Source organism: Nonomuraea sp. WAC 01424 (assembly GCF_003947315.1).
Lineage (GTDB): Bacteria > Actinomycetota > Actinomycetes > Streptosporangiales > Streptosporangiaceae > Nonomuraea > Nonomuraea spiralis.
Genome location: NZ_QHHZ01000004.1, coordinates 528,094 through 553,763, shown reverse-complemented (window position 1 = coordinate 553,763; position 25,670 = coordinate 528,094). Strand labels below are relative to the sequence as shown.

Genomic DNA, 25,670 nt, shown 5'->3' with positions numbered 1-25,670 from the left:
GCGCGGTTCGTCCGGACGTCACCCGCGCAGGAGGGTTCGCACCTCCGCCAGGAGGTCCACCTGCCGCCGCCAGTCGCCGCCCGAGATCCCGACGACCGCGTGGCTCGCCCCGGCCTCGCGGTAGTCGTTCAGTCGTCCGGCGGCCTCCTCGGGGTGGCCGGTGAGAGGGATCGGCAGGACGTCCTCAAGCGGACGGCCGTAACCGGCACTGATCCCGGACGCCACCTGCGCCCGGGACGGGACGTCGGGCCCGGCCCCCAGCGCGGCGGCGCAACCGATGGCGACGACCGGAACGGGACGGCCTGCCTGCCCGGCCAGCTCGGCCAGCCGTCCCCTTCCCTCGGCGACCTCCCGCGAGGAGATCAGCGAGGGGAGCCAGCCGTCGCCCAGCCGCGCCGCCCGCCGGACCGCCGCCTCCGACGCGTTGCCGACCCACACAGGCGGCATGGCCGCGGCCGGGGACAACGTGACCGACGGCTGCCCCGGCTCGTCCGGCAGCCGGGTCTCCTTCCCGGCCAGCAGTTCGGGGAGCAGTTCGAGCGCGGTGTCCGTACGGCGTCCGCGCCGCCCGTACGCCACCCCGGCGGCCGCCCACTGCCCCGGCCCGCCGCCCGAGCCGACGCCCAGCACCCGCCTGCCGCCGGACACGTGCTGCAGGCTCGCGATCTGCTTGGCCGCCCAGGCCAGCGGCCGGATCGCCGGGACGAACACGCTTGCGCCGATCCTGATCCTCGACGTGACGGCGGCGGCGGTGGCCAGTGCGATCGAGGCATCCAGGGTCGGCCCGCCGATGGCCAGGTGATCGCCGTGCCAGACGCCGTCCAACCCGGCGTCCTCCGCGTGCCTGGCGGCCTCCCGCAGGTCGAGGTCCCTCTTGCGCTGCTCGCCGACGCCGGGCAGGATCACACCGATCTCAAAGCTCTCCATGCGGCCGACTATGCAACCTCAGGCGGGCTTGAGGTCAAGCCCGCTCGTGAGCACGCCGTCCGTCATCGTGGAGACCGAACAGGAGTTCCCAGGGAGCGGGCCGGCCGCCGTTTCACGTCGGCGGCTCGTAGCATGTCGGAGTGCGGTCAGCCGAGCGGGTTCACGCCCATGTGCCTCGATGGGAGATCACCGTCCCGTCGCGGCCCGGCCGCCTGCCCGGGGTCATGATGGCGGGGTTCAGCGACCGGGACAACGAGTTTCGCGACCTCACCCTCGTCCCGCACCCCTCGGTCACCCTGCTCCTCGACCTCGGCGACGAGCCGTTCGTCATCCAGGACGACCGCGGCTCGCGGCAGCACGGACGCGTCGTCGCCGGCCTCGCGCCCCGGCAGGTACGGGGATGCGGCCCGACCAGCCGGATGGAATGCCTCCAGATCCGGTTGTCGCCGATGGTCGCGCACGCCGTCCTGGGCGCGTCCGCGGAGCTGGGCGGCACGGTGGTCTCGCTCGACGACCTCTGGGGGCGGGAGTCCGTACGCCTCCAGGAGCGGTTGCGGGCCGCCGGGTCGTGGGAGGACCGGTTCGCGATCGCGGAGGCCGCGCTGGCCAGGCGCGCCGACGCGGGCCGCGCCACCGATCCGGAGGTCACCTTCTCCTGGCGGCGGATGGCGGCGAGCGGGGGGCTGATGCCCGTCGAACGGCTCGCCGCCGAGGCCGGCTGGAGCCGCAAGCGCCTCTGGTCCCGGTTCCGCGCCCAGGTCGGCCTCACCCCGAAGCGGGTGGCCCGGCTGATCCGCTTCGATCTGGCGGCCCACCGGCTCGCCGCCGGTGAACGCGCCGCCGACGTGGCGGCCGAGAGCGGCTACGCCGACCAGTCGCACCTGCACAGGGACGTCATGACCTTCGCGGGGATGACGCCGGCCTCGGTCGCGCTCTCGCCGTTCCTCGCCGTGGACGACGTCGCCTGGCCGCCGGGGCCTGGCGGATCACGGCCGGCCGCCGCTGCCGCAGAGACGACGTGAGGTCGGCCGCCGCTACGCCGTGAGTGCCTCGACTACCTGCTCATCCATGGCGAGCGGCACCTGCGCAAGGTCTGACCGAATACGAGCGCCACTTCAACCAGCATCGCCGTTCCCTCCTCCCTCCAAGCCTCTCAGGTTCGTGGAAGCCGTCGAGAACTCCTTCAGTACCCCTGTCCCTTCGACAACCGCCGAAGACCGTTGGTTGAGAGGATGACGGGTGCGACGTCCTCTCCGCAGCAGCCTGACGACCCGCCGGCGTCACTCAGTAGACGAGGCGCTGTCCTCGATGAGGTCGCGGAGCTGGGAGCGGGCGGTGATGCCCAGCTTGGGGAAGCTGCGGTAGAGGTGGGAGCCGACCGTGCGCGGGGAGAGGAAGAGCTTCTCGCCGATCTCGCGGTTGGTCAGGCCGCCGGCGGCGAGCCTGACGATCTGCTGCTGTTGCGGGGAGAGTTCGGCGAGCGCGTCGGGGGCCGTGGCCGTGACGTCGAGGCCGGCGGCGCGTGATTCGGCGCGGGCGCGCTCGATCCACGGGCGCGCCCCCAGCCGCAGGAACGTCTCCAGCGCCTCGGTGAGCGGCCCGCGCGCCTCCGCGACGCGACGCCGGCGGCGCAGCCATTCGGCGAGGTCGAGCAGGGTTTGGGCGCGTTCGAACGGCCAGTGCTCCAGCACCGGGTCCGCCAGGGCCGCCCGGAAGTGCGGTTCGGCGTCCCCGGGGTCGGCCAGCAGGCCACGGGCCCGGCTGATCAGGGCGTGCAGCCGGGGTGAGGCGTTGCCCGCCAGGTCGGCCGCCGTACGCTCGATGATCGCTGCGGCTTCCGCACGGCGGCCGCAGCGCACCGCGGCGGCGGCCAGATCCGCCAGGGCCGGGTAGGAGGCGTGGTAGTGCACGGGGGCGCCGTCGGCGGTGAAAGCCATGCGGAGCTGGTCGTACGCGATCCCGAAGGCGCCCTCCGCGACGGCCGCGGCGCCGAGCGCGTGGCGGGCGTACACGCGAACCGAGCGGCTCTCCAGCGGATCGACCAGGGTGAGCGCCTCCTCGGCCTGCGCGCGGGCCGTCGCCGCGTCGCCCTGGAACGCCAGCACGGTGGCGTCCACGGCGATCGCGCAGGCCACGGCGTGGTCGAGGCCCGCCGCCCGGCCGGCCTCGATGGTCCGGGCGCAGGACTCGCGGGCCGGCCCCCACCTGCCGCGTTCGACCTGGGCCCAGGCGATCGCGCCGCCCAAGCCCTCCGGCAGCGGGCCCTGCAGCTCCCAGCGGTGTACGGCCTCGTCGAAGGCGTTGACGGCCTGCGGGGTCTCGTCCAGCAGCCACGCCATGATCCCGACGGCGGTGAGACGTTCAGGCTTGGCCCGTGCTTCGGCGGTCAGCTTCGGGAGCAGGCGGAGGAGTTCCGCCCGGCCGGCGAACGGGTCCGACACGGCCCTCACCCAGGCTTGCGTGGTGTCCTCGGGGAGAGGCCGCAGCAGATCCTGGATGCGGCGCCGCTGGGAATCCAGGCCGGAGTAGAAGCGGACAACGGCGGCGCCGGTCAGCAGATCGAGCGCGGCGGCGGGCTGGTGGACCGACAGTTCCTCGGCGGCGTCGGCCAGGCTGGCGAAGACCGCGGTGTGGCGTCCGGTCAGGACCGCCAGCCGACCGGCCTGCACGGCGGCGGAGGCCAGCAGGGTCGCGTCGTCCGTACGTGCGCGTGCCTCGGCGGTCAGCTTCGTGACCCAGGCGAGGTCGCCGGTGAACACGGCCGCCGATGCGGCTTCGACCAGCAGCCGGGCGCTGTCCTCGCGTCGGGGTGCGAGTTCGGCGGCGCGTTGCAGGGCCTTGGCCGCCGCCGCGTGGCCGCCTCGCCGGCGGGCCCGGGTGGCGGTCCGTTCCAGCTCCGCCGACACGGCCGCGTCGGGACCGGGGCTGGCGGCGGCCAGATGCCAGGCCCGGCGGTCCGGTTCGTCCCGCAGCATCGCGGCCAGCGCGAGATGGGCCTCGCGCCGGTCGTCCAGTGAGGCGGCGTGGTACACGGCGGACCGGGCCAGCGGGTGGCGGAACCGCACGTCCAGGCCGTTCCGGCGGACCAGCCCGGCCTGTTCGGCGGGCAGCCAGACCACGTCCCCCGCGTGTGGCGGTCCGGCGGGTTCGGCGCTGTCGGTGGCGGCCAGGAGCAGCAGGGCCCGCGTGGTGGCGGCGGGGAGGCCGTCGAGGCGGGCGGCGAAGATCCGCTCCAGACGGTCGGTGAGCGGGAGCGGACCGGCATCCGGCAGCCGTGTCGCCGTGGTGGCCGCCCTCGTCAGTTCGACCAGGGCCAGCGGGTTGCCGCCCGCCTGGTCGAGGATCCGCGTCCTGGTGTGGCCGGTGGGGCTGTCCGGCTGCAGGTCGAGGAGCCGGTTGGCGGCGGGCCTGTCGAGCGGCCCCAACGCGAGCGCCGGCGCGTGACGGCCGAACCCCGGCAGGTGATCACCGCCGCGCACGCCGATCAGCATCGTGACCGGCTCGCCCGCCAGCCGTCTGGCGGCGAACGACAGCGCGTCCAGGGAGGCCCGATCGAACCACTGCGCGTCGTCCAGCGCCACCAGCACGGGACGATGCTCGCCCAGCGCCGACAGCAGGCTCAGGACGGCGACCCCGATCAGCATGGGATCCGGCGCGGCCGATCCCGCGCCGAACGCGTCCCGCAGCGCCGCCCGCTGCCTGTCCGGCAGCCCGTCCACCTCGTCCGGCACGGGCCGCAGCAGTTGATGCAGGCCGGAGAAGGCCAGGCTGGACTCCGACTCGCTGCCCTCGGCACGCAGGACGCGAGCGCCGCCGGCCGCCGCCTGCCGGGCCGCGTGCTCCAGCAGCGCGGTCTTGCCCGTGCCCACGTCACCGACCAGCAGCAGAACCGGACCGGCCTGAGCAAGGCGTGCCAGCTCCGCGTCACGGCCGATCAGCTCGTTCACGGGTCTCCATTCGATCACGCCCAGGCTACTGGCCGCGCGGGTGCAGTCACGTGACGGATACCGCGCGTGCCCGGCTCGCTCGTACGGTTCCGGAGAACCGCCTCATTCTCAAGGAAGCCCTATGGACACCATCACGCTCGGCCAGGTCACCGTCACCCGGGTCCGGGAATATTTCGGCTCCGTCGACATGACGCCCGGCACGTTTTTCCCCGAAAGCCCGGAAGAGGTGTGGAAACCCTGGCTGACGCCGCATTTCCTGGACGCCTCGACGAACATGGTGAATTCCGCGATCCAGACGTGGCTGCTGCGTAGCGAGGGGAAAACCATTCTGGTCGACACCGGGGTGGGAAATCACAAGGAGCGGCCGTACGCGCCGGTCTGGAGCCGACTGGAAACGGATTTCCTGGCGAACCTCGCCCGCGCCGGCGTCGCGCCGGAGGACGTGGACATCGTCATCAACACACATCTGCACATCGATCACGTCGGCTGGAACACCTACCTGGACGGCCGGAACTGGGTGCCCACTTTCCCGAACGCCACCTATGTGATGCCGAAGGATGACTTCGACTTCTGGAACCCCGAGAACGGCCATCAGCCGCGACTCGGCCGGGGAAACCAGAACGTTTTCGAGGACAGCGTTGCCCCCGTGCACAAGGCCGGGCAGACGCTGCTGTGGGAGAAAGGCCACCAGATCGACGCCGATCTGCGCCTGGACGCGGCCCCCGGGCACACCCCCGGCTCCAGCATGCTGACCCTCACCTCCGGGTCGGATCGCGCGGTGTTCGTCGGTGACATGCTGCACAGCCCGATGCAGATCGTCGAGCCGGACTGCAACAGCTGCTTCTGCGAGGACCCCGCGGGTGCGCGTGCCACCCGCCGCGAGGTGCTGGGCTGGGCGGCCGACAACGGCGCCCTGGTGATCCCGGCCCACCCCGACGGCCACGGCGCCGTGGAGGTGGCCCGCGAGGGGGACACGTTCGCCGTCAAGGGCTGGGCGCCCTTCGACCCGTACACCGAGCGGAGCTGAGACCCAGGATGAGCCACCACCCCATTGTGACCACGACGCGGGGGGCCGTCCGCGGCGTGCGCCAGGGTGCGGCCACCGCTTTCCGCGCCATCCCCTACGCCGCGCCGCCGCGCGGCGCCGGCCGGTTCGCGCCGCCCCGGCCGCACGAGCCGTGGGACGGCGTACGGGACGCCACCGCGCCCGGACCCAACGCGCCCCAGTCCGAGCGCAAACTCGGCAACGTGGACATGTCCCCGTATTTCGGCACCGGCTGGAGCCACGGGGATGACTACCTCACGGTCGACGTCTGGACGCCCGGCGGTGGCGGGCTGCCCGTCATGGTGTTCGTGCACGGCGGCGGATTCGTCGCCGGCTCGACGCGGTCCGCGATGTACGACGGCTCGGCCTTCGCCCGCGACGGCGTCGTCCTGGTCACGCTGAACTACCGGCTCGGCATCGCCGGGTTCCTCGACATCCCCGGCGCGCCCGCCAACCGGGGCCTGCTCGACGTCCTCGCCGCGCTGCGCTGGGTACAGGAGAACATCGCCGCCTTCGGCGGCGACCCGCACAACGTCACCCTCTTCGGCCAGTCGGCCGGGGCGACCATCGTCGGCGGCGCGCTCACCGACACCTCGGGCCTGTTCCGCCGGGCGATCGTCCAGAGCGGCAGCGGCCTGGGCGCGTTCACCACCGAGCAGGCGGCCCGCGTCACCGGGGCGGCGGCCGAGGCCCTGGACATCGAGCCGCACGTGGACGCCTTCGCAGGCGTCGGCGACGAGCGCCTGGTCGAGGCCGCCTCCAAGCTGGCGGGCCTCGACCTGCGAACCGGGACCCACCGCGACCCGCTGATCGGGCTCAGCCCGTTCAGCCTCGTCCTCGACACCCAGCCCGCCGACTCCGTCGCCGCCCACGTCGACCTCCTGATCGGCACCAACACCGAGGAGGGGAACCTGTACCTGGTCCCGGTGGACAAGTACGCCACCTCGACGGACGCGGACGTCCAGGACGCGGCGGCGCGCTCGCACCGGGACCCGGCGCGGCTCGTCGAGACGTACCGCAAGTCACGCCCCGAGGCGTCCTCCGCCGAGCTGCGCTCGGCCATCATGGGCGACGCGCTGTTCGGCGCGGGGACCTGGGCCCTGACCGCCGCGAACCCCGGCGCCACCTACGCCTACGAGTTCGCCTGGCGCTCCAACGCCCTGGACGGTCAGCTCGGCGCCACCCACGCGGTCGAGCTGCCGTTCGTCTTCGACCGCACGAACCTGCCCCGCCTGCGCGGCCCCGCCGCCCTGCTCGGCCCCGACGAGCCGCCCGCGGACCTCGCCGACCGCATGCACCGGACCTGGGTACGGTTCGCCACCACCGGAAACCCCGGCTGGGACCCCTACGACACCGAACGCCGGGCCACGATGCGCATCGACGCCGAGTGGACTCAGCTCGACGACCCCCGAGGCGAGGAACGACGGGCCTGGGCGCCATGACGCAGGCCATCGAACAGGAGAGAGGTGATCTGCCGGACCTGGCTCCCCCAGCCCTCCGTGGCGCGCATCGCGCCGGATGGTCTGGGCCACGGGTGTCAAGCCGGTCATCGCCCGCCGCGGTACCGGACACGGCTCCGGCCTGGGTGTGCATCGTTGGGTGGTCGAGCAGACGATCGCCCTGCTGCACTGGTTCCGCCGCCTGAGCATCCGCTGGGAGATCCGCGACGACATCCACGAAGCCTTCATGGCCCTCGCCGCCGCCCTCATTTGCTGATCAATCTGTTAGGACTTCTGAAGCCGGATATGCCTGGTTGTCTCCGTGGTGCGCTGGGCGACCAGCGTGAGGACATCGTGTCTGCCGACCGAGGAGCCGTCCTGCTGGGTGACATCTCGAGGTACGGGCGGACCGCGCCAATCTCGGGGGCGAAGAACGAGAGGACGGCCATTAGCGGTGAGATGGATCATGGTGCAGATGGTCACGGTGACCCGCGGAACCACTCAAGGTCGCGCTATCGCGCCGGGCCCTCCCGTCACGTTCAGGCCGACGCCGACTCAACGCCGTTGCTCGTGCACACCCGTCCTGACATGCTCGAACATCCATCCATCGTTCCTCGGCCCCGGGTTACGTAGGGCTACCTTGGGGCCGGGGCCGCGTTCGGGAGCGGGTCCGCGCCCAGAACCGCTCCCGCTCCTCGGGTTCTCCGTGCCTGACGTGCAGACGGCCGCTTCTCGCGCGCTGCGCGAGAAGCGGCCGCTGAGCTTCTAGCTGCGGAAACGGCCCTCACGGGCGTAGACGCAGGTGCCGCCGCCGCAGGACGGGTCGGCGTTCCAGCCGTCGTCGTAGGAGACCGCGCGGTGCCGCTTGATCGCGCCCGACTTCACCACGGCCTGGTGGTGCCCCGGCGGCACCACGCCCTCGAAGTGCTTCACGAAGTTGCCGAGGATGTTCCTGTAGTAGATCCGGTGCCGGGCCCAGAGGTTGCTCGTCGAGCTCTGCGGGGTGCAGTTGGCGACGTAGCTCTCGGCCTTGCTCTGCTTGAAGCCGCCGAAGTCGAACGTGCTGTACGACTTGGCCGGCAGACCTGGCACGCCGTCGTCGTGCCAGAGCGTCCAGCCGAAGATCGACCAGGTGCAGGTCGGCGGGCCGGAGCGGACCGCGCTCGCCGGGGCGGTCAGGCCACCCGCCGTGACCGGCTCGCTGGTGATCCTGCGCTGCTGCAGGTCGGCGGGCAGGTCGGCGCCGTGGGCCTCGACGAGACGCCGCGGAACCGCGACGTCGGGCGGGGTGATCTCCAGATAGGTCTCCAGCAGGGTGTCCTCGTCGTCACGGGCGATGAGCGGGGCGCGACCGATCATTCCGGTCTGGACCATCCCGACCTCGTCGGACGGCACGCTGTCGGTGAAGGTCACCGACAGCCCGGTCGTGTAGTCGAGTTGAGCTAAGACGATCTCGCGGTCGGACTCCTCGGTGGCGGCGGGGGCCGCAGCCTTGGCCGTGGCCATGGCAGGGGAGGGGGCGAGAAGCATGGCGGCGGCGATGGCCGCCAGGACTGGGCTGAATCTCATGCGGGCCACGTTAGGAAAGGATCTTTCAGTTGCCTTAAAGGTGAGCTCAGCGCATTCTCATTCTGATTTACGTGCCCCCCTGCTGCTGCAACAACAGGGCGTGGATTTGGCCGGAAAGGCCCTCCACTCGCCGGGTAGCCCCGGTGCATTGCTGCACCGAGGCCCCCTCAGAACCGTGCGGGCCACTCCTCGCGGCACACGGCTCGAGCCCTGGGAGGGCGGTTCGAGAGTTGTGCCCTTTTGTCGTTGGAGTTGGGCGAGGCGGCCCAGTCAGGCGGCACACTGCCGAGCTACGCACGCGGCTGAGCGAACAATCCCGGCTCGGTTTCGATGAGAATGCCCTTGCCGACCAGGCGCTTGAGCTTGGACCGAATGTTCTCGGTGTTCTTGGCCACGATGGGCAGGTCCAGGGCCAGGCAGAGATCACGGGCCCGCATGGGCTGGCCGGCAACAGCGAAGACGGCGAGAATCTGCTGGTAGGCGGGATGGCCGGGCAGCTCGGGAGGGGGTGCGGCTGCCGTGGTGTCGAGCTCGTCGGCGAGAGACATCAGAGTCTTGCGGGTGATCCGCAGATGATCGAGAGCTCCGTCGAGAGCCCGCGTCCGCGAGGACGTCGCCCGCCGGGCAGGCCCACACTGCCGATGGCGGCCCTGCTACCCGAATGGCGAGCACGGAGGCGCGCTGAGCCGCATCCTGCTCAAGGCGGTCCTGGTGTCCGATGCGCCGGGCCGTGATCCCCGCCGGCGTCGACCCGGCCCCTGATGGGACCGGCCGGTGACGGTCGGATTTCGGGAGTTTCGGGAGCCGCTTACGCGCCCGTGCGCGGGCTCGCCCACCAGCTCGGCGAGCACAACCTGGACGACGCCGAGCGCGAGCACCTGGCCGCCCGCCAAAAGCCTGAAGACACCCGAAGGCCGCGTGGCGGCCCGACAAGCACCAGGCAACAAGCGCCCGGCCGCCGGCACTCCGGGGACGAGAACGGCCAGACCAGCCACCGATACGCCAGGATCGCTGACCAGAACCCATGTCGGGCGGGGTCGCCGGTCGCGTGGTCGAGCACCTGCGCAACGACCGGGTTCCGCGCCCCCGCACGGCCGCCGACAGGCCCGGCGTACCGACCGGAAGACAAGAACGATCCACAAGGCGGCCCCTGCTCCTGGGGGTCGCCTTCGCCGCGTCTCCGCCGCCGCGCCGGTCCCGGCGATGTCGCCGGCCGGTGAAACGCAGAAGAGGCCCCGAAGGGCCTCTGGTCTGCCGTCACTGCCGTCGACGCAAAGGTACGAACTGCGCAGGCTGGGCCGATCCCCCAGTCCTGCCACAAGAGCGCCGGGTTCTCCGGATCGGATGCGGCCGTGGCTGGTGCCGGCGTCCAGAGCCGCCGAGACGGCGGCGACGGCGGCGACGGCGGCGACGGCGACGATCGAGATGTCGCCGGACTGGGTGCGGAGCACGACCTTGCCGCCCGCGGCCTCGGCGACTCGGATGTCACCCCGGTGCGGTGCTGATCTCCGCGGGACCGCCCAGCCGCCCGACCTCGACGTCACCGTCGACCGCCGTGAGGCGCAGGCTCGCGGCCTCCTCGATCTTGATCTGGCTGTACGCGCCTTCGAAGGCGACGTCGCCGAGGCGCCCGATGGTCCGCAGTTCGGCGCCGGCCGCCTTGGCCTCGACGCGGGAGCCGGCGGGCAGCTGGACGGTCACCTCGATCGATCCGGACGGGCCGAGGTACTGGTTCTTCGCCGCGGTCGCGATCCGCAGGACGCCGTCGGCGTAGTCGACCGCGGTCTGCTCCGCCGCCTGCACGTCGCGGCTCTTCGAGGCGTTGGCGGGCCGGACCTCGACCGTGGTGTCGGCCCGGTCCTCCGCCACGAACTGCACGCGTCCCGCGGGGATGTCGAGGACGACGCGGACGGGGGCGGCGGTGTCGAACTGCTGAGCGTGCCCCGCACCCTAGCGATCACCTGACGCCGCTACGGGACTGCATCAGACCACCAGACAAGAGCAGCAAGCTCACCCCGGACGCGGTGAACGCCCTACCTGCCGCCGCCCGCGACAGATGGCGACCGCTGCCCCCCGGCACCCCTTACAGCACCGGGTTCCCGGTGACGTCCAGGAAAAGGAAGAACGACCAGATGCCCTTGCTGAGGGTCCGCGGGGTGCGGCAGCTGAGAGGCGAGTACGGCTTGGCGGCCTTCGACGGACTGACCTCCGACGGCAATCGCGAACCGCCACCCCAGCAGCCCTCCGGGAGCTCCGGAGGCTCCTGGGGCACCGGCGCCGGCCCCTGACCACGCGGCAGGCTCCCCTGCCGGCCACCAGCGGCGGCCGGCTCCGCGCCTCATCGCCGCACTCGTGACGGTGCGGGACGCGGGTCGCTTTCGAGCTCGGCGCCGGCGAGGCCGGCGCGGCCGCCGTGGTGGTCCACATACTTCCAGGTCAGCGTCACGCGCTTGAAAGCTCAGCCGGGCCTGCCGTTTATTGACACTCTGGCGCGGTGCGCGTGGATCACCTCGGCGTACTCCCCGACGGGGGCTGCGTCAAAGGGGCGCAACGCCCGCGGCGGCGATCCCGGTGATGGAGAGAACGGAGACAGCGACGCCGGGGACGACGAGGAGAATGAACGCCGGGCATCCTCGTCGAGACGGAACCGGGATTGTTCGCTCAGCCGCGTCCATGGCTCAACCGCGACGCCCCGACCAGCCCGCCCTATCCCACCCAAGCGACGAAAGGGACATCAACTCGCGCAACGCCGTCTCAGATCGAGATCATCGAGGCAACATGATGTGAAGGTCAGCGAACGTGCCTCACCTGACGGAAAAGATCATCACTCTCTGACCTGCGGCAAGAGGTCAGAGAACCCAAGATGGCGACGGGCTCCCGGCCGCTGAGCCGCCTCAGACACTGATCGTCGCAGGAACCTTGGAGGTGTCAGTCAGGAATGAGCACGAGCTTGCCGCGGACGTGGCCGGTTTCACTGGCGCGGTGGGCGGCCGCGGAGTCGGCGAGGCGGTAGGAAGTGAGCGGGACCGTGATCGCGCCGGCGGCTGCAAGCCCCGCGACCTCGGCGAGGATCGCCGGCATGTCGCCGGGCTCCTCCGCGATGAACCGGGCGCCGAGTTGCCCGGCCGAGAAGTCGGCGAGCGTTACGACGCGATCGGGGGCGCCGACCAGGCTGATCAGTTCGGGCAGCGAGCCGTGGCCGGCGGTGTCCAGGACGGCATCGACGCCTCCGGGAGCTATCGCGGCGATGCGCTCGCCGAGGTTGGTGCCGTAGCGGACCGGTGTGGCTCCGAGCGACCGTAGGTAGTTGTGGTTGGTTTCACTGGCCGTCCCGATCACGGTGGCGCCTCGCCGCCTGGCCAGTTGCACCGCGAGTGTTCCGACCCCGCCTGATGCGCCGTCGATGACCAGCGTCTCGCCGGAGGTGAGGTTGAGCATGTCGAGCGCGTGGTGAGCGGTTGTCGCGGCGACGGGTAGTGCGGCCGCAAGCTCCCAGGCGAGCTCCGTCGGCTTGGCGGCGATCCGGTCCACCCGGGCCAGCGCTTTCTCGGCGTAGCTTCCGGCGAGCGCTTTGCCCAGCACCTCGTCGCCGACGGAGAATCCCTGCGTGTCCTCGCCGACGGCCTCGATCATGCCGGCCACGTCGATGCCGGGTACGTGTGGCAGCTCGACGGGCATCACGTCGGCCAGCGCGCCGGAGCGGATCTTCCAATCGATCGGGTTGACGGCGGCGGCGCGGACGCCGATGCGTACTTGCCCGCGTCCTGGCTCCGGCACGGCGAGTTCGAGGAGGTCAAGGACCTCCGCATCCCCATATCGGGAGAACGCAACTGCTTGATAGCTGTCTGGCATCGGAATCTTTCGGGATCGAGGCTGCTTCGAACTAGCGAACCGACGGTTTGTTTCGACTTCGGTAGCATACGAACCGCCGGTTCGATTTTCAAATGGAGACGATCATGCCGCCGACCAAGAAGGCCCGCGCGGACGCGACGAGAAACCGTGCGGCGATCCTCGCCGCGGCCACGTCCCTGTTCGCGCGAGAAGACATCTCGACCGTCTCGGTGCAGGACATCGCGCAGGCGGCGGGTGTCAGCAAGGCGGCGATCTTCCGGCACTTCCGCGACCGCTCGGGCCTCATCCAGGAGATCCTCGAGCCCCGCGCCGCGCAACTGCGCGAAGCGGTTGAGAGCGGTCCCCCACCCCTCGGGCCGGGGGCGCCGCCGGCCGAAGCGCTGGCAACCTACGTCGAGGCGCTGCTCGACTTCGTATGGCGCAACCGGGCCCTCATCCGGGCCTTCGAGTACCTCGGACCAGACGCCTACTACGCCAACGACGCCAGCCGCTTCTGGATCGCGGAGCTGACCCGCCGACTCGCCGCGACCGCCCCCGACATCGACGCCGAGTACCTCGCCTACGCCGTGTTCACGGCACTACGCGCCGACGTCATCGACCATCTCCTGACCGTTCCGGGGATGACCCGCGAGCGCATCAGAACAGGCATCCACACCCTTGCGACGGGCGTCGCTGGGCAAATTCAAGGAGCGTCTGGCCCTGCGGGGTGACATCGACGCGCTGGGGCCGACCGGGATGTGGCTGCAGGGGCGTGCCGAAAGAAGAGTTGCGGGCCGTGGTGTGCCGCCAATTTGTCATCCCGGCGCGTCGTTGTTCGCCCGCATCCCCAGGAGGGAGCAGCGCTGCCGCTACTTCGACACTTCACCACCATCACCCGGATCGGCCCAGGCCGGGCAGCGATCGGAGCCTGACGCCAACTTCGGCGGCCGGGCATTGTGCCGGGCGGGCGTGTGGATGCCGATGGCTACGTCGCCTGCCCTCCGCCGGCTTACGTAGCCGACTGTCCGGAATCTGGTGGGCACCTCATGGTGACCATGGCGTGGAACTGGCATGCGGGACGGGTGGCCGCCCTGGTGATGGCGGCCTTCGATACCGTCCGCAGGTGGCGGGTGCATTCGCCGGCGGCGGCTTGGCGCAAGGGCGCGGTCGGTGAGCGGGCCACCGCACGGCGGTTGCGTTCGCTGGAAGCGGCCGGGTACACAGTGCTGCACGACCGGCGCCTGCCACGCTCGCGAGCCAATCTCGACCACCTCGTGATCGGTCCGTGCGGCGTTGTGGTGGTGGACTCCAAGCGGTGGCGCCGCAAAACGCGGATCTCCAGGCGGCGAGGTCAGGTGTGGATCGGCCGACGCCCTGCGCAGGCGCCGGTGAAGTCGGCTGCCTACGAGGCGCACCGCGTAGCCGAACTGCTACGCGCCGCGGGCTGGAATGTGAACGTCACTGCTGTACTCGCGGTGCATGGTGCGCGTCTGCCGCGTTGGGGTGCAACGCGGTTCATGAACGCGACCAAGCGTAGACAGGACTGGGACGACAGGGCCGCTTCGGGTTCATCCATCGGATGCAGCCAGATACAGCACCGGCCGCGACACCATGCGTTCGAGCACAGTGAAGAACCCCTCGCCGTGCTCCTGCTCCGCAAGGTCGTCTTCCCAGAATCCATGCATGCCTGAGACGTTTCGCTCGAGGTAACAGTCAGTGTCTCGGCGCGGCAGAAGAATCCGCGTCGTTGGAACGAGGACCGTGCAGCAGTCGCAATCCCGTGGACGTGAGAGAGCGTCGTGACGAAAGAGTACGTGGCCCCGGCTTGCCGCCTTCAGAGTTGCTGCCGCACACATCGGTCATGGTTTCGACCGCGCGATGCCACTGGGGCGCCCGCCGGCGCGGGGCCGCGGCGGGCCGCTGCAGGTTCCCAGGTCGCGGGCTTATAGGTCGCGGGCTTTGCCCGTCGAGGACCTGACCACCAGGCGGGGCGCGAAAACGTGATCCACGTGTGGGGCGTGATATCCCTGCAGCGACTGCCACATCGCCGTCGCCACCGCAGCCGCCATCGCCTCCACCGGTTGCTGTACGGTCGTCAGCGCCGGGTCGCCGTCCACCGCCAGGTAGGAGTCGTCGTATCCGACGACTGACACCTCGCCCGGCACCGCCAGCCCGGCCTCGCGGACGGCCGCGACCGCACCCAGCGCCATCAGGTCGCTCCCTGCGATCAGTGCCGTCGCCCCGGCTGCCAGCAGCCGCCGGGCGGCCGCGTGACCGCCGGTCAGCGAGTAGTCCGACTCGACATGCAGCGTGTCGTCCACCGAGCCGAACGAGCGTCGCATCTCCCGCCTCCAGCCTGTCAGGCGGTTCTGCGAGGGCCGCAGATAGCCCTGCCCGCCGGCCAGCCCGATCCGCTCATGGCCGAGTTCGCGCAGATGTGCCACCGCCATCGCCGCGCCCGCCGCCTCGTCGGTGGTGACCGTGGAGACCGGTAGGTCGGGCACCTGGCCGCCTACCAGCACCATGGGGATGCGCTGTTGGTGGAGCTGCCAGTAGAAGCTGTGGTCGGCGGCCGGGTTGGCGTGTCGTCCCGAGATGAGGACCAGGCCCTGGATGCCCCGCCGCACCAGGGCGGAGATGTAGTCGAGCTCGGTCGGGCCCTTGGCGGTGGAGCTGCCGATCAGCGCGGTGACGCCGTGGCCGCCGAGCTTGGCCTCGATGGCGCCTGCCAGCAGTGGGAAGACCGGATTGTCCAACTCGGGGACGATGATGCCGACGAACGGCTCAGCCGCGGGCGCGATCAGGCCGTGTTCCCGCATGCCCCGCAGGACCTTGGCCCGCAGTTCCTCCGAGACGCCGGGCCGGCCGTTGAGCACCCTGCTGACCGTCGCGGCGCTCACTCCCACGCGGGTGGCGATCGTCCGCACGGATGGTCGAGGCATGGGGGGACCCTTCGAGAATCCGGTGAAACATGTTTCGAAGTGTTGCGGCGCTGTTTTCGCGGCTCCTAAGCTCGCGACACATCTGACCAGGTGAACAGCGCATTTTGGAGCATTAACAGCATGGGGCATCGAAGAACACTCTGCAACACCCGGGCGCACCACGACGGGTCGCCGCTGTACGTCAGTGATTCGTCGCCGTCACTCGGTGATCGCGTTCAGGTGTTCGTGCGCACCTCGCTCGACCTGGACGTGCGGCAGGTCCACGTGCGTACCACGCCGGACGGCGAGCCCCGGTTCGCCGAGGCGACGGCCGACCGGGTCACCGGTTCCGAGGTCTGGTGGCGTGCCACGGTCGAGATGGTGAACCCGGAGTGCGGCTACCGTTTCCTGCTGCGGACCGCGACCGGCTCGCTGTGGCTGACCGCTGCTGGGCTGTCGCCGCTGGACGTGCCGGACACCACCGACTTCATGCTGACCGCCTATCCGCCCCCGCCCGCGTGGGCCGCCGACTCGGTCATCTACCAGATCTTCCCCGACCGTTTCGCCCGCTCAGGCAGGGACCATGGGCCCGACCCCGCCTGGGTACGGCGGGCTGACTGGGACGATCCGATCCCCTGGGGCAGGGACGGCGCGTTGCAGCAGATCTACGGCGGAGACCTGTGGGGCGTGGCCGACCGCCTCGACCACATCGCCGACCTGGGTGCGAACCTGCTGTATCTGACGCCGTTCTTCCCCGCCCGTTCCAACCACCGCTACGACGCGACCACTTTCGACAGGGTGGACCCGCTGCTCGGCGGCGACGAGGCGCTGCGCGCGCTGACCGACGCGGCCCACGCCCGCGGCATGCGCGTCATCGGCGACATCACGCTCAACCACTCGGGCGACGGCCACGAATGGTTCGCCGAGGGCAGTCCTGTACGCGAGGACTTCTATTACGTGGACGGGCCCGACTACGCCACCTTCGCCGGCGTCAGGACGCTGCCCAAGTTCGATCATCGCTCCGCCACACTACGCCGCCGCCTCTACGACGGGCCGGGCTCGGTGATCGCCCGCTACCTGCACGAGTTCGGCCTGGACGGCTGGCGGGTGGACGTCGCCCAGTCGGCGGGCCGCCACGGCGGGGTCGAGCTGAACGACCAGGTCGCCAGGCTGACGCGAGCCACAGTGGGCGACGCGCTGCTGCTGGCAGAGCACCAGTTCGACGCCTCCGGCTCACTGCGCGGCACCGGCTGGCACGGCACGATGTCCTACGCCGGTTTCGCCCGGCCCGTCTGGTCATGGCTGGCGCGGGAACGCTCCACGGAGTTCTGGGGCGTGCCCGGCCCGATTCCGCAGTACGGCGGCGCGGACGTGGCGGAGGTGATGCGCCGCTACGCCGCGCTCGTCCCGTGGCGGGCCTACATCCACAATCTGACGCTGCTCGACTCGCACGACACGGCCAGGTTCCGCTCGATCGCCGGGCGCGAGCACCAGCATCTGGGCGCCGCGCTGCTGCTCACGCTGCCGGGTCTGCCGATGATCTTCGCTGGTGACGAGGTCGGGGTCGAGGGGGTGCATCTGGAGGACGGCCGCCGTCCCTTCCCTTGGGACACAGCCCGCTGGGACCACGGCACCCACCGGCTCTACCGCGACCTGGTGGGGCTGCGCCGCTCGTACGAGGCCCTGCGCACAGGCGGCATGCGCTGGCTGCACGCCGACGCCGACACCCTCGTCTACGAGCGGGCCGCGCCGGGGCAAACGCTGCTCGTCCAGATCAGCAGGGCCGCGCACGAACCGTTCCGCGCCCCCGCGGCCGGAGCCAGCCTCACCGGCGGCCCCGACCTACGGCCGGGATCGCCCATGCCCGCCGACGGGCCCGCCTTCCACGTCTGGGAGCTCGAAGCGTGATCGACATTCTGCGCGGCGTCCACTCCGCCGCACTCGGGAACGCGCGTGACGTCTTCGTCTACCTGCCGCCCGGCTACGACCCCGCGGATGGCCCCTACCCGGTGGTGTACCTGCACGACGGGCAGCACGTGTTCGCGGCGGCCGGGCTGGAGCCGAGCTGGCGCCTGGACGAGACGCTGGACACGTTGATCACCGCCGGGACGCTGCCGCCGCTGGTCGCGGTCGGGGTGTCCAACGCGGGCGACGCTCGCGGCGCGGAGTACTCCCACGTCGCGCCCTACCCCCGCGACCCGCACGGCAGGCTCGCCGGGCGGTCCTACGAGGACTTCCTGATCGACGAGTTGATGCCGCTGATCCGCTCGCGGTACGCGGTGACCGGCGCGGCCGAGCGCACGGCGGTCATGGGCTCGTCGATGGGCGGCCTGGTCAGCTACCACCTGGCCTTCCGGCGGCCCGAGGTGTTCGGGCTGGCGGCGATCATGTCGCCGTTCCTGGTGTTCGTCGACCCGCAGACGCTGGAGGAGACGCCCGTCTACCGGCGTTTCACCGAACGGGGGCCGCGCCGGGTGTGGCTGGACATCGGCGGGATGGAGGGCCTGATCACCGTCCACCACGCCCGGGAACTGGCCGAGCAGCTCATCGGGCTCGGCTACCGCCCGGACGCCGAGCTGCGCTACCGGCATGACCCGGCGGCTCCGCATCACGAGAGCGCGTGGGCGACCCGGGCGGCCAGCGCGCTGCTGCACCTGTTCGGGACGGAGGGACCGCCGGTCGAGCTGGCCGCTTTCGCCCCCGACGGGGACGCCGAGGTGGCCGCGGTCGGCCAGGCCGTGGACGTCGCGCCGCTCGCGCTGCGGGCCGACGGCTGCGCGTACTCCGCGCTCGACGTCGGCCTCTCCTGGGATCCCGAGCCCCTGCTCAAGCCGACAGGCGCCGCCCTGCTGACTCCCACCGCGCCCGGCCTCGCGCGGGTGCGTGCCACAACGGGCGGCCTGACCGTCGAACGCGAGCTGTCCGTCGTGGACGGCGAGCCCACCGCGACGCTCGACGTCACGGTCATCACCCCCGCCGGCACCCCAGAAGGCGACACCGTCTACTTTTCCGGCCTGGTCACCACCAGGATCGCGCCCGGCATGCACCACGGCGTCTGGCGGCTGCCCCGGGGGCTCGGGCTCAACGGCTCGGTCGGCAGGGGCTGGCGATGCGATGGGCTGAACTCCGACGGCCTGCCCGTCAGTGAACCGCTCAGGCACGACCGCGACCGCCGCCTGGTCGTCCACGTTTGCGGCTGGAGCGACCCCGCCGCACAGCACGACCCGCACCAAGGCACCGACGGCTCATGAGGAGCACCCACATGCGCACGACCATCTTGGCTGTGACCGGCCTGGCCCTGCTGGCCGCCGGTTGCGCCACCGCCACCCCCGCGACCCCCACCCCCGCCGCGAATGCCGCAGCGGTCCTCACCGTCTGGGCTGACGACAGCCGCGCCAGGCCGCTGCAGGACCTGGCTGCAGCCTTCCAGAAGGCAAGAGGCGTCCAGGTCAAGATCGTGCAGAAGAGCATGGGCGGCCTCCGCGACGACTTCATCTCCCAGGCGCCCAGCGGCCAGGGCCCGGACCTGATCGCCGGGCCGCACGACTGGCTCGGCAAGCTCGTCCAGAACGGCGTCGTCGCCCCGATCGACCTCGGCGCCACCGCATCGGCCTTCCCGAAGCTCGCGCTCGACGCCATGCGCTACGAAGGCCAGACGTACGGCCTGCCGTACGCGATCGAGAGCGTGGCGTTGCTGCGGAACACCAAGCTCGCGCCGAAACGGCCGCAGACGTTCGGCGAGCTGGTCGCCGCCGGCCAGAAGCTGGTCCGTGACGGCAAGGCGGACTTCCCTGTCGGGCTGCCCGTCGACCCCAAGGCAGGCTCGCCCTACCACCTCTACCCGCTGCAGACCTCCTTCGGCTCCAGCGTGTTCGACGGCGGCAAGCTGGGGATCGACGACAAGGGCGGGCTGGCGTTCGCCGCCTACCTGCGCCGGCTGGCCGAAGCCAAGGTGATCTCCACATCGCTGAGCGGCGAGATCGCCACCGACGCCTTCCGCGAGGGCCGCACCCCGTACCTGGTCACCGGGCCGTGGGACGCGCCCGCGCTGGCCAGATCCGGCCTGGCCTTCTCCGTCGAACCGGTGCCCCCGGCGGGCGATCAGCCCGCCCGGCCGTTCGTCGGCGTGCAGGGCTTCTACGTCAGCGCCAAGTCGGCCAACCCGATCCTGGCCAACGACTTCCTGCTCAACTTCCTGGCCACCCCCGACGCGCAACGCGAGCTGTACGCGGCGGGTGGCCGGCCGCCGGCCCTGACCTCCGTACGCGAGGAGCTGCGCGGCGACCTGGTGCTGACCGGATTCGCCGAGGCCGCGCTGGCCGGCAGCCCCGCGCCCAACGTCCCGGCCATGGACGCGGTCTGGGGCGACTGGGGCCTGTCGCAACTGGCGATCATCACCGGGGACGGCGATCCGGCGAAGCTGACCAGGGACGCCGCCGACCGCATCCGAGCGAAGATCGCGAACTGACCGATGATCAGGTACGTGAAGCCGCTGGTGCTGAGCGTGGTGGACGCGTTCGCGGTCTACGGGCTGGTGGCGCTCGCCGGTCAGCGCTCGTGGTGGGCGTTCGCCGCGATGCTGGCGGGCACGCTCGCGATCAACGTCATCTACCTCGGCAAACGGCGCGTCCCCGCAAAGTACCTCGCGCCGGGCGTGGTCCTGCTGCTCCTTTACCAGGTGTACGTCGTCCTCTACACCGGCTACGCGGCCTTCACCAACTACGGCGACGGCCACAACGGCACCAAACAGGACGCGGTGGCCGCGATGCTGGCCGCCAGCGAGGTCAGGGTGCCGGGGTCGCCCGGCCGGCAGGTCCGGATCGTCGAGCGGGGCGGCGAGCTGGGCTTCCTGGTGAGCGGCAGGGTGGGCTCCGCCGCGCAGCCGCTGATCCCGGGGGCGGACCCGGACGGGTGGCGGCCGCTAACGTACGCCGAGGTCGTGGCCCGGCAGGCGGAGATCACCGCGCTGCGCGTGCCGGTGCCGGGCCAGGGCAGCCTGCGCACCTCGGACGCCGTGACGGTGGCGACCTACCGTTCGACGCGTCGCTACGACGAACGCGCGGGCACCGTCACCGACCCCACCGGCACCGTCTATCGTGACGACGGCCGCGGCCGGTTCGTGGCGCCCGACGGGAGGGCGCTCAGTCCCGGCTGGAAGGTGTTCGTCGGACTGGAGAACTTCCGCACGGTCCTCACCGATCCTGGCATCAGGGGCCCGTTCCTCGGCGTGCTCGGCTGGACCTTCGCCTTCGCCGGGCTGTCGGTCGGGCTGATGTTCGCCCTCGGGCTGGGCCTCGCGCTGGTGCTGGACCGGCCGGGACTGCGCGGGCACCGGGCCTACCGCTCCCTGATCGTCTTTCCCTATGCCTTCCCCGCCTTCATGGCGGCCATCCTCTGGCAGGGGCTGCTCAACTCCGACCACGGATTCGTCAACGCCGTCCTGCTCGGCGGCGGGCACGTGCCGTGGCTCACCGACCCCTGGCTGGCCAAGCTCAGCGTGCTCGCCGTCAACGTCTGGATCGGCTTCCCCTATATGTTCCTCATCTGCACCGGCGCGCTGAAGGCCATCCCGCCCGCGCTCACCGAGGCCGCGCAGCTCGACGGCGCGAATCCCTGGCGGGTGCTGCGCCACGTCAAGCTGCCGATGCTGCTGGCCTCGACCGCGCCCGTACTCGTGGCCACCTTCGCCTTCACCTTCAACAACTTCAACGTGATCTACATGCTCACCGGCGGCGGCCCCAGGGACGCGTCCTCACCGGTCGACATCGGCTCCACCGACCTGCTCATCTCGCTGGTCTACAAGCTCGCCTTCGGCGGGAGCGCCAGGAACTACGGCCTGGCCTGCGCGGTGTCCATCCTCATCTTCGCCGTCATCGCGGCGATCTCGCTCGCCGGGTTCCGCAGGGCGCGCCGGCTGGAGGGGAGCTGACATGGGCCGCTGGTTCCTCAGGTACGGGTGGCGCCACGCCGTCGGCGTGGCGGCGATCGCCGTGGCGCTGTTCCCGCTGCTGTTCGTCCTCGCCGCCTCGACCAACCCGAGCGGCACGCTGACCGGCTCGAACGACCTGTTCACCGAGCCGACCCCGGCGCACTACCTGGCGCTCTTCACCGACCCGTTGCACCCCTTCCCGAGCTGGTTCGCCAACTCCATGATCATCGGCCTGACGACGGCCGCCGGGGCGGTCTTCCTCGGCGCGTGCGCCGCCTACGCCTTCTCCAGGTTTACCTTCACCGGACGCAGGGCCGGGCTGCTCGTACTGGTCTTCGTCCAGCTCTTCCCGCAACTCCTGGCCTACGTCGCGATCTTCCTGCTGCTGTCGGCGCTCAAGGACGTCTTTCCGGCCATCGGCCTCGGCAGCAGGCTCGGCCTGGTCATGGTGTACCTGGGCGGGGCGCTGGGCGTGAACACGTACCTGATGAAGGGCTTCTTCGACACCGTCCCCAGGGAGCTGGACGAATCCGCCCAGATCGACGGCGCCTCGCACGCGCAGGTGTTCTTCCGCGTGCTGCTGCCGCTGGTCGCCCCGATCCTGGTGGTCGTCGGACTGTTCTCCTTCGTGGCGACGCTCAACGACTTCGTGATCGCTGGGCTGGTCCTGACCGACCCCGACCAGCAGACGCTCGCCGTCGGCCTGTACCAGCTCGTCTCCGACAAACTCGGCCAGAACTGGGGGCTGTTCGCCGCCGGCGCGCTGGTCGGAGCGCTGCCTGTGCTCGTGTTGTTCCAGTTCTTGCAGCGCTTCATTGTCGGTGGCCTGACCAGCGGCGCGGTCAAGGGCTGAGGCCCGGCACCGGCTCGCCCGCAAGATCGCCTTCGGCAACCGCCGCCGTCCAGCAGATGGAGCGGATCCACATGCTGGAACGGGCGGCCGGCGCCAGGGCGGCCAAGGAAGCCCGCGACCTGCCCATCGGGCGACCGCCTAAGATGACCGCCCAGCAGCGCGCGGCAGTCGCCGCGATGATCGCCTCTGGTATCAGAGCTGAGGACGTCGCCGCCGGGTTCGGCATCGCCAAATCCACCTTGTACCGGGCACTGAGTAGGCAGCGTGAGGAGGCCCAGGCTGCGCTGCTCGCTGACGATCTGCGCCTGAGGACGGGGAAGCACAACGAGCCTCGCTTGTTCAGCCGGAATTTCATCCTGAGGATCGTTAATGGAGAAAGGCGCCTCCGACCTGCGGTGATCGGAGTGCCTAGATTGCGAGATCGCAGAGGACGGATGCATCTCACAGGCGGTCACCCATGAAACAGACCCCCATCCGTCCCCGGACCGCATGACTGAGCACGCGGTCCGGGACGGGGTTCATCGCGTCATGCGGAGGCCGCGTCGGAGTGGACTCCCTGGTCAAGCAGGGCGTTGATCATCTCCTGGAGTTGGTCGCGTCCGATGGTGCCGAGTGCGCCGGACAGGGCCTGGGCAAGCTTGTCGAACGGGTCGTCCATCGGCAGCTCCTTCACCTTCTCCGCCAGTTCCTCCACGCTCCACAGCCCGTCTTTGTGGATGTGGCCGCCGAGGGACCAGCCATGATTGACCGTGACCGTTCCGCCTCGTACCGACAGCACCTGGCCGGTGAGCGGGCAGGCTGCGCCGGCCAGGTAGGCGGCAACAGGTGCGCAGGCGGCCGGGTGCAGTGGGTCGAACCGGCCCGCCGGCGGTTCCTCGCTCATGCCTGGAACGGCGAGAGTGAGGCGGGTCCGGGCCATCGAGGGCGAGATGCAGTTGACCCGTACGCCGTACCGGCCGAGTTCGAGGGCGGCCACGGTGGTCAGCGCCGCGACCCCGGCGTTGCCTGCCGCATAAGAGACCTGCGCGGGCAGCGGGTTGAGCAGCCCGGAGCCGGAGGAGGTGTTGACCACGGCGCGGTCGGCGTGGACCCCTGCCTGATACCGGTCGCGCCAGTGGCGGGCCGCCCAGTGCGTTACCGCGAAGGTGCCCTTCAGCTTGACGGCCACGACGTCGTCGAAGTCCTCCGCCGACAGGTCGGTCAGGCCCATGTTCCGTTCGATGGTCGCGTTGTTGACCACGACGTGCAGGTCGCCGAAGGACTCCAGAGCCGTCTCCACCATGCGGCGGGCGCCGTCCCAGTCGGTGACGCTGTCGGTGTTGGCCACGGCCTGTCCGCCGTGGGCAGTGATCTCTTCGACGACCTTCGCGGCTACGCCGGCGTCGCCCCCCGTGCCGTCGATGGCGACGCCTGGGTCGTTGACAACGACCTTGGCGCCTTCGGCGGCGAAGAACAGCGCCTCTTCCCGCCCGATGCCGCGCCCTGCTCCGGTGATGAGGACGACTCGTCCGTCCAGACTTCCCATGAATGATCTCCCTTCACTGACTGCAGTCTATGTAGTGATTCACAGTATGCATTAATTCAGAAGATGTAATAAACTGCCCTGCGTGGTGGAGAAACACGGACTGCGAGAGCGCAAGAAGCAGCGCACCCGGCAGGCACTGATCGAAGCGGCGGTGCGTCTGTTCGAGGACAAGGGCTACGACCACGTGACGGTGGCCGAGATCGCCGACGCCGCGGAGGTGTCCCCCCGCACCTTCTTCCTCCACTTCCAGGCCAAGGAGGATGTGCTTCTGGCCAATGCCGACGTACGCGTCGATCTGGCGCTGCAGGCGATCGCCGAGCGCCGCGCCGGGGAAGGGCTGTCCGAGGTGCTGGTGCGGGCGATGGACCAGATGATCGCCGATACCTGGGACAGCGACCTCCCCAGCGGGCTCGCGGCACTGCGGGCACGGCTGGCGGCCTCGGTGCCGGCGCTACAGGCCCGGCTGCTTCAGCGATACCTCACTGCGCAGGCCGAACTGGCCCAGGCACTGCAGCGGGCATTCCCCGACAAACTCGACACGATCACCGCCTCCGCCTTGGTCGGCGCGATGGTGGGCGCGATCAGCGCATCCGCACTGACCGCGCTGCAGCGCGGCGACGGACCCAGCGAGGTACGGAACGCCATGCGGCAGGCCATGGCTTTGGTGGCGCAATCCGTCACCTGACCCCGTCCATCCGGCCATGTGCCAAAGCCGTAACTAGCTCGCGCGGGGGAGGCGATTCACCATCACAGGTGATCAATCGTCCTCGAGGCCAGTAGAAGGTACAGGCGTGGCGATGAAACTCTTGCATGTGGCCCCGGCCACCAGCGACACCGCACAACCGGCCCCACGCTGGGCGCTGCGTACCGCCTATGCGCTTCCCTTGCTGCTGCTCCCCACGTGTCTGTGGAGGTTGCCGTTTGCCTTTCACTTCGACATGGGCCAGCTCAACGACGCGCCTGTGTCGCCGTTGTGGATCAGCATCCCCTATGTCTTCGGGCTCAGCGTGCTCACCGAGTTGGCGGCGCTGCTCAGCATCGGTCTGGTGCGCGGCTGGGGCGAGGTGCTCCCGAGCTGGATCCCGGTCATCGGCGGCAGACGTGTGCCGCCCATGGCAGCGGTCGTCCCTGCCGTGGCCGGTGGGCTGCTCTTGACTGCGGTCTCGGTCTGGATGGTGCTCTCCTGGATCGGCGTCTCCGACAGCATCGCGTACGAGAATGGCTGGTGGCAGGCGCTGGCGATGGTGTCCATCACCCCAACGGCGCTGTGGGGCCCGATCTTGCTCGCCCTGGCCTACTCCTACCACCTGCGCCGCCGCCCCGCCCGCGGTTGAGAGGTCCTAACAGAATGATCTTTGTTGTGCTTTGATCTCTCGCTGTAGCCGAGAGAGGAGCACGGGTGGCCAAGCCGAAGCCGTGGGAGGTCAGTGACGAGCTGTGGGCGGTGACGAGCCGCTGTTGCCCCAGCGTCAGCGGCGTTTCCGCCATCCAGGGCGCAAGCGGAATGCGCAGGGCCGACCGGCGCAGGTCGGTCTCACCGGCCCACGATGACGCCCGTCATCGTGGGCCGTGGCGCCCCTCACCCTCTTGCCGCTGGCGGTTACCTCCATGGGCTCCACCAGGGCCGGAGAAGACGGCGCGGTCGCGCGTCACACTCGTTCCCACCATGAACGTGATCGCCGTT

Annotated in this window: 22 protein-coding genes; 14 read left to right on the top strand and 8 right to left on the bottom strand. The window is 70.6% G+C overall.

Features of this window, described 5'->3' with window-relative positions; translation table 11 throughout:
- Nucleotides 1-18 precede the first annotated feature (18 nt).
- On the bottom strand, nt 19-927 hold the full coding sequence (locus DMB42_RS14730; protein WP_125634741.1) for an LLM class flavin-dependent oxidoreductase: 909 nt from the start codon (nt 925-927) through the stop codon (nt 19-21).
- A gap of 140 nt (nt 928-1,067) precedes the next feature.
- On the opposite strand from DMB42_RS14730, the gene DMB42_RS14725 reads away from it, so the two are divergent.
- Nucleotides 1,068-1,949, top strand: coding sequence for an AraC family transcriptional regulator (locus DMB42_RS14725; protein ID WP_260477684.1), 882 nt, complete (start codon nt 1,068-1,070; stop codon nt 1,947-1,949).
- Between the two features lie 258 nt (nt 1,950-2,207).
- Here the strand turns inward: DMB42_RS14725 and DMB42_RS14720 are convergent, their stop codons facing one another.
- On the bottom strand, nt 2,208-4,874 hold the full coding sequence (locus DMB42_RS14720; RefSeq protein WP_260477683.1) for a LuxR family transcriptional regulator: 2,667 nt from the start codon (nt 4,872-4,874) through the stop codon (nt 2,208-2,210).
- Between the two features lie 121 nt (nt 4,875-4,995).
- Between DMB42_RS14720 and DMB42_RS14715 the strand changes: the two genes are divergently transcribed.
- The 3 genes from DMB42_RS14715 to DMB42_RS14705 all read left to right on the top strand — a co-directional run bounded on the left by DMB42_RS14715 (nt 4,996) and on the right by DMB42_RS14705 (nt 7,635).
- On the top strand, nt 4,996-5,901 hold the full coding sequence (locus DMB42_RS14715) for an MBL fold metallo-hydrolase (protein ID WP_125634737.1): 906 nt from the start codon (nt 4,996-4,998) through the stop codon (nt 5,899-5,901).
- Between the two features lie 26 nt (nt 5,902-5,927).
- Nucleotides 5,928-7,361 carry a carboxylesterase/lipase family protein gene (locus DMB42_RS14710; RefSeq protein WP_260477682.1) on the top strand — a complete coding sequence of 478 codons (1,434 nt, stop codon included), beginning with the start codon at nt 5,928-5,930 and terminating at the stop codon, nt 7,359-7,361.
- A 76-nt stretch (nt 7,362-7,437) separates the two neighbouring features.
- Nucleotides 7,438-7,635 carry a transposase gene (locus DMB42_RS14705; RefSeq protein ID WP_185844655.1) on the top strand — a complete coding sequence of 66 codons (198 nt, stop codon included), beginning with the start codon at nt 7,438-7,440 and terminating at the stop codon, nt 7,633-7,635.
- 488 nt (nt 7,636-8,123) lie between these two features.
- On the opposite strand, the gene DMB42_RS14700 is transcribed toward DMB42_RS14705, so the two are convergent.
- The 4 genes from DMB42_RS14700 to DMB42_RS14685 form a co-directional block, all read right to left on the bottom strand.
- The gene (locus DMB42_RS14700) at nt 8,124-8,927 is read right to left on the bottom strand and encodes a hypothetical protein (protein ID WP_125634733.1); all 804 of its coding nucleotides are present in this window, start codon (nt 8,925-8,927) and stop codon (nt 8,124-8,126) included.
- 290 nt (nt 8,928-9,217) lie between these two features.
- The gene (locus DMB42_RS14695) at nt 9,218-9,475 is read right to left on the bottom strand and encodes a hypothetical protein (protein ID WP_125634731.1); all 258 of its coding nucleotides are present in this window, start codon (nt 9,473-9,475) and stop codon (nt 9,218-9,220) included.
- Between the two features lie 937 nt (nt 9,476-10,412).
- Nucleotides 10,413-10,805, bottom strand: coding sequence for a hypothetical protein (locus DMB42_RS14690; RefSeq protein WP_221762144.1), 393 nt, complete (start codon nt 10,803-10,805; stop codon nt 10,413-10,415).
- Nucleotides 10,806-11,855: 1,050 nt separating this feature from the next.
- Nucleotides 11,856-12,779, bottom strand: a complete 924-nt coding sequence (locus DMB42_RS14685; RefSeq protein ID WP_125634730.1) for an NADP-dependent oxidoreductase — start codon at nt 12,777-12,779, stop codon at nt 11,856-11,858.
- Between the two features lie 92 nt (nt 12,780-12,871).
- Here DMB42_RS14685 and DMB42_RS14680 point away from each other — a divergent pair, with 92 nt between their 5' ends.
- Nucleotides 12,872-13,489, top strand: coding sequence for a TetR/AcrR family transcriptional regulator (locus tag DMB42_RS14680; RefSeq protein ID WP_221762142.1), 618 nt, complete (start codon nt 12,872-12,874; stop codon nt 13,487-13,489).
- A 315-nt stretch (nt 13,490-13,804) separates the two neighbouring features.
- Entirely contained in the window at nt 13,805-14,449 is a 645-nt protein-coding gene (locus tag DMB42_RS54200) for a nuclease-related domain-containing protein (protein WP_221762141.1), read from the top strand.
- Nucleotides 14,450-14,701: 252 nt separating this feature from the next.
- Here the strand turns inward: DMB42_RS54200 and DMB42_RS14670 are convergent, their stop codons facing one another.
- Nucleotides 14,702-15,700 (bottom strand): LacI family DNA-binding transcriptional regulator, encoded by a 999-nt coding sequence (locus DMB42_RS14670; protein ID WP_125634728.1) that lies wholly within the window; start codon nt 15,698-15,700, stop codon nt 14,702-14,704.
- A gap of 120 nt (nt 15,701-15,820) precedes the next feature.
- Between DMB42_RS14670 and DMB42_RS14665 the strand changes: the two genes are divergently transcribed.
- Genes DMB42_RS14665 through DMB42_RS56355 form a run of 6 tightly spaced genes read left to right on the top strand, consistent with a single transcriptional unit; the run spans nt 15,821 to nt 22,922 of the window.
- The gene (locus DMB42_RS14665) at nt 15,821-17,587 is read left to right on the top strand and encodes a glycoside hydrolase family 13 protein (protein ID WP_125634726.1); all 1,767 of its coding nucleotides are present in this window, start codon (nt 15,821-15,823) and stop codon (nt 17,585-17,587) included.
- Complete coding sequence (locus DMB42_RS14660; protein WP_125634724.1) at nt 17,584-18,930, top strand: alpha/beta hydrolase; 1,347 nt, start codon at nt 17,584-17,586, stop codon at nt 18,928-18,930. Before DMB42_RS14665 ends, DMB42_RS14660 begins: the two co-directional genes overlap by 4 nt.
- A gap of 11 nt (nt 18,931-18,941) precedes the next feature.
- Nucleotides 18,942-20,147: a maltose ABC transporter substrate-binding protein gene (locus tag DMB42_RS14655; RefSeq protein ID WP_125634722.1), complete on the top strand. Its 1,206-nt coding sequence runs from the start codon at nt 18,942-18,944 to the stop codon at nt 20,145-20,147.
- 3 nt (nt 20,148-20,150) lie between these two features.
- Nucleotides 20,151-21,608: an ABC transporter permease subunit gene (locus DMB42_RS14650; protein WP_125634720.1), complete on the top strand. Its 1,458-nt coding sequence runs from the start codon at nt 20,151-20,153 to the stop codon at nt 21,606-21,608.
- Nucleotide 21,609: 1 nt separating this feature from the next.
- Complete coding sequence (locus DMB42_RS14645; RefSeq protein ID WP_125634718.1) at nt 21,610-22,461, top strand: sugar ABC transporter permease; 852 nt, start codon at nt 21,610-21,612, stop codon at nt 22,459-22,461.
- Nucleotides 22,462-22,517: 56 nt separating this feature from the next.
- On the top strand, nt 22,518-22,922 hold the full coding sequence (locus DMB42_RS56355) for a helix-turn-helix domain-containing protein (RefSeq protein WP_125634716.1): 405 nt from the start codon (nt 22,518-22,520) through the stop codon (nt 22,920-22,922).
- Nucleotides 22,923-22,987: 65 nt separating this feature from the next.
- On the opposite strand, the gene DMB42_RS14635 is transcribed toward DMB42_RS56355, so the two are convergent.
- The gene (locus DMB42_RS14635) at nt 22,988-23,986 is read right to left on the bottom strand and encodes an SDR family NAD(P)-dependent oxidoreductase (protein WP_125634714.1); all 999 of its coding nucleotides are present in this window, start codon (nt 23,984-23,986) and stop codon (nt 22,988-22,990) included.
- 82 nt (nt 23,987-24,068) lie between these two features.
- On the opposite strand from DMB42_RS14635, the gene DMB42_RS14630 reads away from it, so the two are divergent.
- Both DMB42_RS14630 and DMB42_RS14625 read left to right on the top strand, forming a co-directional pair.
- Entirely contained in the window at nt 24,069-24,671 is a 603-nt protein-coding gene (locus DMB42_RS14630; protein ID WP_125634712.1) for a TetR/AcrR family transcriptional regulator, read from the top strand.
- 112 nt (nt 24,672-24,783) lie between these two features.
- Nucleotides 24,784-25,320, top strand: a complete 537-nt coding sequence (locus DMB42_RS14625) for a hypothetical protein (protein WP_260477693.1) — start codon at nt 24,784-24,786, stop codon at nt 25,318-25,320.
- The last annotated feature ends 350 nt before the right edge of the window (nt 25,321-25,670 follow it).

Coding starts and splice junctions, on each gene's coding strand:
- DMB42_RS14730 (WP_125634741.1), bottom strand. CDS start 927: ATGGAGAGCTTTGAGATCGGTGTGATCCTGCCCGGCGTCGGCGAGCAG.
- DMB42_RS14715 (WP_125634737.1), top strand. CDS start 4,996: ATGGACACCATCACGCTCGGCCAGGTCACCGTCACCCGGGTCCGGGAA.
- DMB42_RS14705 (WP_185844655.1), top strand. CDS start 7,438: ATGGTCTGGGCCACGGGTGTCAAGCCGGTCATCGCCCGCCGCGGTACC.
- DMB42_RS14700 (WP_125634733.1), bottom strand. CDS start 8,927: ATGAGATTCAGCCCAGTCCTGGCGGCCATCGCCGCCGCCATGCTTCTC.
- DMB42_RS14695 (WP_125634731.1), bottom strand. CDS start 9,475: ATGTCTCTCGCCGACGAGCTCGACACCACGGCAGCCGCACCCCCTCCC.
- DMB42_RS14685 (WP_125634730.1), bottom strand. CDS start 12,779: ATGCCAGACAGCTATCAAGCAGTTGCGTTCTCCCGATATGGGGATGCG.
- DMB42_RS14680 (WP_221762142.1), top strand. CDS start 12,872: ATGGAGACGATCATGCCGCCGACCAAGAAGGCCCGCGCGGACGCGACG.
- DMB42_RS54200 (WP_221762141.1), top strand. CDS start 13,805: ATGGTGACCATGGCGTGGAACTGGCATGCGGGACGGGTGGCCGCCCTG.
- DMB42_RS14670 (WP_125634728.1), bottom strand. CDS start 15,700: ATGCCTCGACCATCCGTGCGGACGATCGCCACCCGCGTGGGAGTGAGC.
- DMB42_RS14665 (WP_125634726.1), top strand. CDS start 15,821: ATGGGGCATCGAAGAACACTCTGCAACACCCGGGCGCACCACGACGGG.
- DMB42_RS14655 (WP_125634722.1), top strand. CDS start 18,942: ATGCGCACGACCATCTTGGCTGTGACCGGCCTGGCCCTGCTGGCCGCC.
- DMB42_RS14650 (WP_125634720.1), top strand. CDS start 20,151: ATGATCAGGTACGTGAAGCCGCTGGTGCTGAGCGTGGTGGACGCGTTC.
- DMB42_RS14645 (WP_125634718.1), top strand. CDS start 21,610: ATGGGCCGCTGGTTCCTCAGGTACGGGTGGCGCCACGCCGTCGGCGTG.
- DMB42_RS56355 (WP_125634716.1), top strand. CDS start 22,518: ATGGAGCGGATCCACATGCTGGAACGGGCGGCCGGCGCCAGGGCGGCC.
- DMB42_RS14635 (WP_125634714.1), bottom strand. CDS start 23,986: ATGGGAAGTCTGGACGGACGAGTCGTCCTCATCACCGGAGCAGGGCGC.
- DMB42_RS14625 (WP_260477693.1), top strand. CDS start 24,784: ATGAAACTCTTGCATGTGGCCCCGGCCACCAGCGACACCGCACAACCG.